Annotated in this window: 11 protein-coding genes; 7 read left to right on the top strand and 4 right to left on the bottom strand. The window is 71.1% G+C overall.

Going from position 1 to position 9,802, the window contains the following annotated elements; genetic code table 11:
* The 7 genes from ACE3P2_RS03140 to ACE3P2_RS03110 all read left to right on the top strand — a co-directional run.
* A partial coding sequence (locus ACE3P2_RS03140) for a DUF1501 domain-containing protein (protein ID WP_374260911.1) occupies positions 1-752 on the top strand: 752 nt, incomplete at its 5' end.
* 84 nt (positions 753-836) lie between these two features.
* The gene (locus ACE3P2_RS03135) at positions 837-1,535 is read left to right on the top strand and encodes a phosphatase PAP2 family protein (RefSeq protein WP_374260909.1); all 699 of its coding nucleotides are present in this window, start codon (positions 837-839) and stop codon (positions 1,533-1,535) included.
* 56 nt (positions 1,536-1,591) lie between these two features.
* Positions 1,592-2,977 carry an FAD-dependent oxidoreductase gene (locus ACE3P2_RS03130; protein WP_374260906.1) on the top strand — a complete coding sequence of 462 codons (1,386 nt, stop codon included), beginning with the start codon at positions 1,592-1,594 and terminating at the stop codon, positions 2,975-2,977.
* Complete coding sequence (locus tag ACE3P2_RS03125) at positions 2,974-4,020, top strand: hypothetical protein (RefSeq protein ID WP_374260903.1); 1,047 nt, start codon at positions 2,974-2,976, stop codon at positions 4,018-4,020. The genes ACE3P2_RS03130 and ACE3P2_RS03125 overlap by 4 nt, the downstream gene beginning before the upstream one ends.
* Complete coding sequence (locus ACE3P2_RS03120; protein ID WP_374260900.1) at positions 4,017-4,838, top strand: MipA/OmpV family protein; 822 nt, start codon at positions 4,017-4,019, stop codon at positions 4,836-4,838. Before ACE3P2_RS03125 ends, ACE3P2_RS03120 begins: the two co-directional genes overlap by 4 nt.
* Positions 4,831-5,628 carry a lysophospholipid acyltransferase family protein gene (locus ACE3P2_RS03115; protein WP_374260897.1) on the top strand — a complete coding sequence of 266 codons (798 nt, stop codon included), beginning with the start codon at positions 4,831-4,833 and terminating at the stop codon, positions 5,626-5,628. Before ACE3P2_RS03120 ends, ACE3P2_RS03115 begins: the two co-directional genes overlap by 8 nt.
* The gene (locus ACE3P2_RS03110; protein WP_374260894.1) at positions 5,625-6,383 is read left to right on the top strand and encodes a glycosyltransferase family 2 protein; all 759 of its coding nucleotides are present in this window, start codon (positions 5,625-5,627) and stop codon (positions 6,381-6,383) included. Before ACE3P2_RS03115 ends, ACE3P2_RS03110 begins: the two co-directional genes overlap by 4 nt.
* Before the next feature lie 321 nt (positions 6,384-6,704).
* Here ACE3P2_RS03110 and ACE3P2_RS03105 read toward each other — a convergent pair whose 3' ends face one another.
* The 4 genes from ACE3P2_RS03105 to ACE3P2_RS03090 all read right to left on the bottom strand — a co-directional run.
* Positions 6,705-8,003 (bottom strand): cation:proton antiporter, encoded by a 1,299-nt coding sequence (locus tag ACE3P2_RS03105; protein ID WP_374260891.1) that lies wholly within the window; start codon positions 8,001-8,003, stop codon positions 6,705-6,707.
* Positions 8,004-8,013: 10 nt separating this feature from the next.
* Complete coding sequence (gene fabG, locus ACE3P2_RS03100) at positions 8,014-8,733, bottom strand: 3-oxoacyl-ACP reductase FabG (RefSeq protein ID WP_374260888.1); 720 nt, start codon at positions 8,731-8,733, stop codon at positions 8,014-8,016.
* Positions 8,730-9,176: a 3-hydroxylacyl-ACP dehydratase gene (locus tag ACE3P2_RS03095; protein WP_374260885.1), complete on the bottom strand. Its 447-nt coding sequence runs from the start codon at positions 9,174-9,176 to the stop codon at positions 8,730-8,732. Before ACE3P2_RS03095 ends, fabG begins: the two co-directional genes overlap by 4 nt.
* Positions 9,170-9,802: beta-ketoacyl synthase chain length factor (locus ACE3P2_RS03090; RefSeq protein WP_374260882.1), on the bottom strand; the 633-nt coding region annotated here is incomplete at its 5' end. The genes ACE3P2_RS03090 and ACE3P2_RS03095, both read right to left, overlap by 7 nt.

Below are 9,802 nucleotides of genomic sequence, written 5' to 3'. Positions count from 1 at the left end.
CGAGCAGCGGCGTGCCGGTGGCGCTCGCCCGCTACGACGACGCGCTGGCCTTGCCCGACCTGCAGGGCGGCGTGGGCCTGCCCGGCGGCAAGGAGGCCGCCGCGGTGCTCCAGCGCCTGTATCGCGGTGGCGACCCGGTGAGTCAGGCCGGTGCCCGCACCCTGGCGCGGCTGGCGCTGGTGGATGCGCGCCTGCCCCGTCTGCCCGACGGTCGCGTCGCCCCCTACGCGCCGCCCGGCGCCGGCTACGAGAACAACGCCTTCACGCTGGGCCTGCAGGCCATCGCCCGCCTCGTGCGGATGGACGTGGGGCTGCGGGTGGCCTGCATCGACCACGCCAGCTGGGACACCCACGATGCGCAGGCCGGCCGCTTCAACGCCCTCGTCGGCCCGTTCGCCCGCGGGCTGGCGGCTTTTCACCGGGACATGGCGGCTGCGGGGCGGCCGCTGCGCATCGTGGCGATGACCGAGTTCGGCCGGCGCCTGCGCTCCAACCGCAGCCAGGGCACCGACCATGGCCACGGCGCGGCGATGCTCGTGCTCGGCGACGGGGTGCGCGGCGGGCGGATGTTCGGTGACTGGCCGGGCCTCGACACGCCGCGTCTCGACCAGGGCGTCGACCTGGCCGTGACCACCGACTACCGCCAGGTGCTGGCCGAACTGCTGGCGCTCGCCCCCCGAGATCGGGAGGCGGTGTTCCCCGGCCTGGCCCCGCGGGCGCCCGTTGGCCTCCTGACGGGCACCGAAGGGTGACGCGGCGGGGGCGCCCGGCGTTAAGATAACGGGATTGAGCCGGCCGCCCCGAGTTGCGGCGGCTTCAACTCGTGGAGTCGAATCGTGGAATCGAGCGCCCTGGGCGTTGGAAGAGCGGCGCGTCCGGGCGAGCGTGCGTGGCCGCGCGCGCTGGCGGCCCGGCTGGCCTACCTGTGGTGGTTCAAGGCCGTCGGCACCGCGGCCTTCATGACCGCCTTTTTCGCGGCCTATCTGCACCTGCTGCATTTTCCCCTTTACCCGGTGACGGTGATGCCGCTCACCGCGGTCGACCGCGCCATCGGTTTCCAGCCCTGGGCGCTGGCCGCCTATGCCACCTTGTGGCTCTACGTGTCGCTGCCACCGGCGCTCGCGCCCACCCTGACGCGTCTGTTCAGTTACGGCTGGCACATCGGGGGCCTGTGTCTGGCGGGCATTCTGGTTTTCGTGTTCTGGCCCACCGCGGTGCCGGCGGCCGATGTGGACTGGGGGCGCTATCCCGGCTACGCGCTCCTCAAGGGCATCGACGTGGGCGGCAACGCCTGCCCGTCGCTGCACGTGGCCACCGCGCTGTATTCGGCGATCTGGCTGGAGGCCGAACTGCGCGAGGTGGGGGCGGCGACCTGGCTGCGCGCCGCGAGCTGGCTGTGGTGTGCGCTCATCGTGTTCTCGACGCTGGCCACCAAGCAGCACGTGATGCTCGATGTGGTGGCCGGCACCTGCCTGGCGCTGACGGTGGCCGCGCTGTCGCCGGGGCTGCGGCGCGCGGTGGCAGCGCCAGTCTGATTGGGGTATAACCCGCGCGGGCCCGGCCCGGGCGGATCAACGGGAGGAGTCAGGAAATGGAGACCACGCAAGCGCGGACGGATGCACGGACGGCACCGCGGACGGCGGACGGAAGCGCAGCGCAGGACACCCTCGCGTGCGACGTGCTGGTGATCGGCGGCGGCCCGGCCGGTTCGACGGTGGCGCCGCTGCTGGCCGAGAAGGGCCATCGCGTGGTGCTGCTCGAGAAGGCCCACCATCCCCGCTTTCACATCGGCGAATCGCTGCTGCCGGCCAATCTGCCGATCCTCGAACGGCTCGGGGTGGCCGACGAGGTGCGCGCCATCGGCATGGAAAAATGGGGCGCCGAGTTCGTCTCGCCGTGGCACGACCATCGCCAGGAGTTCCAGTTCGCCGAGGCCTGGGACAAGTCGATGCCCTTCGCCTATCAGGTCAAGCGCGCCGATTTCGACCACATCCTGATCCGCAACGCGGCGCGCAAGGGTGTCGAGGTCGTCGAGGGCTGCAAGGTCACCGCGGTGGATTTCCTGCCCGGCGACGCCGGCGCGGTGGTTCGTGCCCAGCACGACGACGGCCGCGAGCAGCGCTGGCAGGCGCGCTTCGTGGTCGACGCCTCGGGGCGCGACACCTTCCTCGCCAACCGTTTCCAGATCAAGCATCGCAACCCGCGCCACAACAGCTCGGCGATGTACGCCCACTTCGCGGGCGCGCGCCGCAACGACGGCCGCGCCGAGGGCAACATCACGATCTTCTGGTTCGATCACGGCTGGTTCTGGTTCATCCCGCTGTCCGACGGCGCCACCAGCATCGGCGCCACGGTGTGGCCTTACTACATGAAGACCAAGGGCAAGCGCACCCTCGACCAGTTCCTGCGCGACACCATCGCGATGTGCCCGGCGCTGGCCGAGCGGCTCGCCGACGCGACCCAGGTCACCCCGGCCGAGGCCACCGGCAACTTCTCGTACATCTCCGAGCGCAACCACGGCGCCAACTACCTGCTGCTGGGCGACGCCTTCGCCTTCATCGATCCGGTGTTCTCGTCCGGGGTGATGCTCGCGATGAACAGCGGCGTCGCCGGCGCCGAGGCCATCGACACCTGCCTGTCGCGCCCCGCCGAGGCTGCTGCCGCGCTGCGCAAGTTCGACAAGGTGATGCGCCACGGCCCCAGCGCGTTCTCGTGGTTCATCTACCGCATCACCAACCCGACGATGCGCGACATGTTCATGGGGCCGCGCAACGTGTTCCGGGTCAAGGAAGCGCTGCTGTCGGTGCTGGCCGGCGACGTCTTCGGCAAGACCCCGATCTGGCGCAGCGTGCGGGTCTTCAAGCTGATCTACTACGCGTCCTCGGCCTTTCATTTCCGTCGCTCCCTGGCCGCCTGGCGCAAACGCCGCATCAACATCCGACCGGTCGAGGAAGCCGGCATGAGCGTGGGCCGATGACCGGTAACGCGGATCGCCTGTTGCGCCTGTTGCCCGCCCTCGATCCGGCCGCCCTGGCCGACGATCCGCGCTGGCTCGGCGCCTCGTGGATCGGCACCGACGCCGTCGACGCTGCCACCGCGGCGCTGCCGTTGCAGCGCATCGCCGCGCCCCTGCTGGCCGGCGCGTGGCCGGTGGAGGCCTGGTTCGGCACCGGGCCGGCGCGCGGGGGCGTGGCCCACGGCGTGCGCTATCGCTGCAACGCGGACCTGCTGTTCGGCGTCGTCGAACTGGACGAGGCCGATTTTGCCGCCACGCCCGCCGCCTCGCCGCTGCAGCAGGCCGGCCAGCGGGCCTACGACAGCCTGTTCCGGCTGCTGGCCGATACCGGCTACACCGCGCTGTGGCGGGTCTGGAACTACATCGCCGACATCAACGGCAGCGGCGACGACGGGCTCGAACGCTATCGCGAGTTCAACATCGGTCGCCATCTCGCCTTCGAGGCCGCCGGCCGGCTGAGCGGCGACACCATTCCGGCGGCCTGTGCCCTCGGGGTCGCGGGCGGTCCGCTCAGCGTCGCCTTCCTGGCCGGGCGCGCCCCCGCCCGCGCGATCGAGAACCCGCGCCAGATGTCGGCCTATCGTTACCCGGCCGACTACGGTCCGCGCAGCCCCACCTTCTCGCGGGCGGCGCTGGCGCGGCTGCCGGGAACCGACTGGTTGTTCGTTTCCGGCACCGCCAGCATCGTCGGCCATCAAACCGTGCATGCCGGCGATCCGGTCGCCCAGACCCGCGAGACGGTCGCCAATCTCGCCGCGGTGCTCGACGAAGCCAGCCGCGCGGCCGACGGCGGTGCGCCGTGGCGCCTCGACGCGCTGACCTGCCGGGCCTACGTCCGTCACCCCGAACACCTGCCGGCGGTACAGGCCGAACTGCGCCGCGCGCTCGGCGAGGCCGCGCAGATCGCCTACATCCAGGCCGACGTGTGCCGGGCCGATCTGCTGGTGGAGGTCGAGGCCCAGGCCTGTCGCCGACGCCACGAGGACGAGGCGCGCCGCCCATGAAACGCCTCCTTCCCGTCCTGCTGGCCATGGCGCTGCCTGCCGCCGCCGCCGCCGAAAAGCCCCTGTGGGAAGTCGGGGCCGGCGTCGGGGTGGTCAGCCTGCCGTCCTGGCGTGGCGCCGACGAGAGCCGCAACTACCTGCTGCCGCTGCCCTATTTCGTCTATCACGGCAAGTTCTTCCGGGCCGACCGGCGCGGGGTGCGCGGTGTGTTGTTCGACAGCGACCGGGTCGAGCTGGGCATCAGCGTCTCGGGTTCGCCGCCGGTGGGCAGCGCCCGCAACTCGGCCCGCGCCGGCATGGACGACCTGCGCGCCACCGGTGAGATCGGCCCGCAGCTCGACCTCACCCTGTGGCGCAGCGCCAGCCATGCCCGCAACCTCAAGCTGATCCTGCCGCTGCGGGCGGCGTTCACGCTCACCGGCTCGCCGGACCCGATCGGCTGGGTGTTCTCGCCGGCCCTCAACTTCGACGTGACCGACATGGCTGCGTTGCCGGGCTGGAACCTCGGCCTGCGCAGCGGCCCGATCTTCGCGACGCGGCGCCAGCACGCCTACTTCTACGACGTGGCGCCCTCCGAGGCCACCGCGACCCGCCCGGCCTACCAGGCCGGCGGCGGCTACAGCGGCACCCAGTTCATCGCCGCCCTGTCGAAGCGTTTTCCGCGCTACTGGGTGGGCGGCTACCTGCGTTACGACAGCCTCGCCGGCGCCGCCTTCGACGACAGTCCGCTGGTGGCCCAGCAGCGCTATCTCGCCGCCGGGCTGGGCGTGGCGTGGGTCATCGGCGAATCGGCGACCCGGGTGACGGTCGATGACTAAGCCGCTCGCCCGCTTCGGGTGCCTGCTGTGGACGGGCTACGAATACGTCGCGATGGTCATGGGGCTGGGCGCGCTGGCGGTGCTGTGTCTCACCTGGCTGCCCTTCGCGCTGCTGTGTGCGGTACTGCCGCCCCGGGCCGGGCGCTGGGTCGGGCGGTTGGCGATCATGGTCGGTTTCCGCGTCTACCTGCATTTTCTGACGCTTTTCTGTGCCTGCCGCTTCGACCTGTCGGCCCTCGACCGCCTGCGTGGTGACGCGCCCCTGATCCTCGTCGCCAATCACCCGTCGCTGCTCGACGTGGTGATGATCGTCTCGCGCCTGCCCAACGCGGTGTGCGTCATGAAGGCCGCGCTGATGGACAACATCCTGCTCGGCGCCGCCGCCCGCCTCGCGCGCTACATCCGCAACGACGCGCCGATGAGCATGGTCCGCCAGGCCCGTGCCGAGCTGCAGCAGGGCGCCCATCTGGTGATCTTCCCGGAAGGCTCGCGCACCCGTCGGTTTCCCCTCGACGACTGCACCGCCGCGTCGGGCCTCATCGCCCACGCTGCCCGGGTGCCGCTGCAGAGCCTCGCCATCGAGTTCAGCTCGCCCTACCTGGGCAAGGACTGGCCGCTCTTCAAGAAGCCCGAACTCCCGCTGCGCTTCTCGATCCGCCTCGGGCAGCGCTTCGAGCCGCCCGACAACGCCCGCCGCTTCACCCGCACGCTGGAGGGTTACTTCCGCGCCGAGCTGGGCGGCGAGGTCACGCCGGACTCCGTCCATCCCCATCGAGGCATCGCATCGTGAGTACCGCGTCGTCCACCCACCTGGTCCTGATCCCGAGCTACAACCCCGGCGTGAAGGTCGACGAGACCGTGCGTCAGGCGCGGCACTTCTGGAATCCGGTGTGGGTCGTCGTCGACGGCAGCACCGACGGCAGCCTGGAGCGTCTGCGGGCCATGGCCGCGGCCGACCCGGGCCTGCGCGTGATCGCCCTGCCCGAGAATCGCGGCAAGGGCTCGGCGGTGCTCGAAGGCTTGCGCGCGGCGGCGGCGGAAGGCTTCACCCACGTGCTGACGATGGATTCCGACGGTCAGCACCCGGCCGACCGCATCCCCACCTTCATGGCCGAATCGGCCCGCCACCCCGGCGCGATGATCCTCGGCAAGCCGGTGTTCGACGCCGCCGCGCCGGCGCTGCGGGTGAAGGGGCGCGAGATCTCCAACTGGTGGGCCAACCTCGAAACCCTGTGGATGGGCATCGGCGATTCGCTGTTTGGTTTTCGCGTCTATCCGATCGCGCCGCTGGCGCAAATCATGGGCCGCCAGCGCTGGATGCGGCGCTTCGATTTCGACCCGGAAGCCGTGGTGCGCCTGGCCTGGGCCGGCGTGCGGCCGATCAACCTGCCGGCGCCGGTGCGCTACTTCCGGGCCGACGAGGGCGGCGTGTCGCACTTCCGGTATTTCCGCGACAACCGCCTGCTGACCTGGATGCACACTCGGCTGTTCATCGGCTTCGTGCTGCGTCTGCCGGTGCTCATCGCGCGGCGCCTGGCGGGCTGAGGCAGGGCTGCCCGGTGCTGCGAGGGGAGACTCCCCGGTACGGGCGAACTCATTCGCGCGCCGCACCCGGGGGCGGCCATAACGGTATTCCACCTTTCGCGGGCGAATGGAGGGGCGTTGTTCGCGTCACGCGTGGTCACACCATCGCTCGGTGCGTACTGGACCTCGGCGAGCCCCACCTGTAGGGGCGAATTCATTCGCCCGCGGACGTCAAACGCCGATCTGCCCCGGCCCGACGCGTGCCGTGCGAATGCATTCGCACCCACAAAACCCGTATCGCGATTGCCCACCCGGCCCGCGCAACACGTGGGCCGGCACCGATCAGCCCCGCCCGGCCGGCACCGCGTGCCCCATGCGCGGGAGCCAGCGGCGCAGGCCCGGGGTGGTCACCACGGTACTGACGATCGCCATCAGCACCAGCATCGTGAACATGTCCTGGGAGATCACGCCCAGGTCGTAGCCCACGTTGATGACGATCAGCTCCATCAGCGCGCGGGTGTTCATCATGATGCCCAGCACGTTGGCTTCGTTGTGCCCGAGGCCGCAGCCGCGCGCCGCCACGTAGGTGCCGCCGAACTTGCCGGCGGTGGCGAGCAGGGTGGTGAGGGCGCACCAGCCCCACAGGGCGGCGGTGTCGAGGCCGCCGATGTTGGTGCGCAGCCCCGTGTAGGTGAAGAAGATCGGCAGGAAGAACACCGTGACGAAGTGGCCGATGCGCTCCTTCCAGGCGGCCACCAGATCGTGCTCGTCATGGACCAGCACGCCCATCACGAAGCCGCCGAAGATCGCGAAGATGCCCAGCTTGTAGGTGGTCATCGCGCACAGGAAGATCGCCGCCAGCAGGATGCCCATCAGGTGCGGCGACAGGTGGCCGTGGTGGGAGGTGCGGCGTACCGCGAACTTGACCAGCGGCCGCACCACGAACCACGCCACCAGGAGGAAGGCGCCCACCAGCAGCACCTTGGTGCCGAACTCGGCGGCGTCGAAGTGCGACAGCGTGAGGGTGGTGACCAGCGCCAGCAGCAGCCAGCCGACCACGTCGTTGATGGCCGCCGCGCTGATCGCGATGACGCCGATGGGGCGCCGGGTCAGCTCGAACTCGATCATGATCCGCCCGAGGATCGGCAGCGCGGTGATCGAGAACGCGGTGGCGATGAACAGCCCCGAGGCGAGCCGGTCGGCGTTGGGCGAGAGGACCGGCGCCGACAGCCAGCCGAAGCCGAGCCCGAGCCCGAAGGGCGCCACCAGTCCGGCGACGGCGACCCAGGTGACCGCCTTGCGATTGTCGCGCTCGGTGAGGTGGGAAAAGTCGAACTCGATGCCGATCTGGAACATCAGCAGGATCAGACCGAGCTGCGAGAGCACCTGCATCGGCTCCGGGGAGCCGGAACGGAACACGTAGCTGAAGACGTCGGGCGCCAGCAGGCCGAACAGCGACGGGCCGAGCAGGATGCCGACGATGATCTCGCCGACCGCCGAGGATTGCCCGAAGCGCCGCGCCAGCCCGCCGCCGAGCCGCCCGGCGAGGACGATGACGGTGAGCTGCAGCAGGGCGAAGAACAGGGTGGCTTCGGCCTTGTGGACCGAGACGGCGGCGGCGAGTTGGTGTTCGGTGCTCATGGGGTGTGCGTCAGATCATGCCGCCGTTGATCGACAGCACCTGGCCGGTGATGTAGGCGGCGCGTTCGGAGGCGAGGAAGGCGACGAGGTCGGCCACTTCCTCGGGTTGGCCGGCGCGTTTCATCGGCACGATGCGCTCGATGGCGGTCTGGTCGAAGCTGCCCTCGATCATGTCGGTGGCGATGATGCCCGGCGCCACCGCATTGACGGTGATGCCGCGGCTGGCGAGCTCGAGCGCCAGCGACTTGCTGGCGGCGTGCAGCGCGCCCTTGGCGGCGGCGTAATTGACCTGCCCGCGGTTGCCCACCAGCCCGGCCACCGAGGTGATGGTGACGATGCGCCCCCAGCGGGTGCGGATCATCGGCATCGTGAGCGGCTGGGTGACGTTGTAGAAGCCGTCGAGGTTGACGTCCATCACGCTGCGCCACTGCTGCGGCGACATGCCGGGAAACACCGCGTCGGCGTGCAGGCCGGCGTTGTTGACGAGGATCTGCACCGGGCCGCCGGCGAGGATCGTGTCCAGCGTGGTGGCGGTGGCGGCGGCGTCGGTGATGTCGAAGGCGGCCGCTTCGGCCAATCCGCCGGCGGCGGCGATTTCGGCGACGAGGGCGTCGGCCTTGGCCCGCTGGCGGTTGGCGTGGACGATGACGTGGTGGCCGTCGGCGGCCAGGCGGCGCGCAATGGCGGCACCGATGCCGCCGCTGGCGCCGGTGACGAGGGCGCGTTTCATGGGGTGGGTTCCAGGGAGGAGGCGTCGAGGACGACGGCCGCGCGGCCGTCGAGCAGCAGCGTGCCGGCGGCCGAGACGCGGAAGGCGTAGAGCACCTGGTTGGCGTCGCCGGAGAGGCGTTCGGCCTCGATCAGCAGGGCGTCGGGCCGGTCGTCGAGGCGCAGGGTGTGGAAGCTGACGCCGCGCACGCTGACGAGGTAGCCCTGGCGCGGCGGGGTGTCGCCGGCGGCGATCAGGCCGCCGTGCAGCGCCATCGCCTGGGCGGCGTATTCGATGCCGGCGGCGATGCCGAGGCGGCCGTCGGCGGAAAGGGGGTTGGCGGGGTCGCGGTGGCTGGTGCTGGTGCACCGGATGGCGTCGGCGTGCCAGTCCAGCACCGCGTCGAGCAGGCACATGGCGCCCTGGTGCGGAATGCGGGCGGCGATGGCGGCGCGGTCTAGCATGGGGCGACGCCCACGGTGAGGCCGAGGGGCGCGAGGTATTCGAGCTGGACCACGCCCGCCTCGCCGCGTGCCAGCAGGTGCAGCAGCGGCAGTCCGCGCAGGGCCGGGATGGCGCGGCGCAGTGCGTCGAGGGCCGGATCGGCCAGCGCGGTGAGCGGGGCTTCGGCGAGGGTGAGATCGATGCGGGCACGGCTCGCGGCTGTCCGCACCGGGCTCAGCACGAGGCCGATGCCGGCGGCGTCGGGAATCGGGCGGGCGGCGTGGAGGGGGGCCGGGTATTCGGCGTCGTAGGCGATCAGCAGGGTCGGGCGGGCCGCGGCGTGAGCCTGCACGGCGGCTTCGAGCAGACCCGCGGAAAAGCTGCCGTCGTAGGCGCAGATCGACTGGCTGGCAGCCTGGGCGCCGGTGGCGATTCCCCAGTAGCCGGCGGGGGTGTTGTGCAGCGAGTTGTGGAAGCGGGTCGGCGAGACGCGCGGATCGTCGGAGGCGAGGGTTTCGCACAGGGCGGCGCAGTTGTGGCCGTCGGCGGTGGAGGCCGAGAGGATCGCCGGCAGCCGGGCAGCGTCGGCACCGGCGTGCTCGACCGCGGCGATGCCGGCCGCCAGGGCGACGCGCACCACCCGGCT

The organism is Zoogloea sp., from assembly GCF_041911615.1.
Taxonomy (GTDB): domain Bacteria; phylum Pseudomonadota; class Gammaproteobacteria; order Burkholderiales; family Rhodocyclaceae; genus Zoogloea.
The sequence above is the reverse complement of the archived record's forward strand: the minus strand, read 5'-3'. Positions and strand labels throughout refer to the sequence as shown.

Coding starts and splice junctions, on each gene's coding strand:
- ACE3P2_RS03130 (WP_374260906.1), top strand. CDS start 1,592: ATGGAGACCACGCAAGCGCGGACGGATGCACGGACGGCACCGCGGACG.
- ACE3P2_RS03125 (WP_374260903.1), top strand. CDS start 2,974: ATGACCGGTAACGCGGATCGCCTGTTGCGCCTGTTGCCCGCCCTCGAT.
- ACE3P2_RS03120 (WP_374260900.1), top strand. CDS start 4,017: ATGAAACGCCTCCTTCCCGTCCTGCTGGCCATGGCGCTGCCTGCCGCC.
- ACE3P2_RS03115 (WP_374260897.1), top strand. CDS start 4,831: ATGACTAAGCCGCTCGCCCGCTTCGGGTGCCTGCTGTGGACGGGCTAC.
- ACE3P2_RS03105 (WP_374260891.1), bottom strand. CDS start 8,003: ATGAGCACCGAACACCAACTCGCCGCCGCCGTCTCGGTCCACAAGGCC.
- fabG (WP_374260888.1), bottom strand. CDS start 8,733: ATGAAACGCGCCCTCGTCACCGGCGCCAGCGGCGGCATCGGTGCCGCC.
- ACE3P2_RS03095 (WP_374260885.1), bottom strand. CDS start 9,176: ATGCTAGACCGCGCCGCCATCGCCGCCCGCATTCCGCACCAGGGCGCC.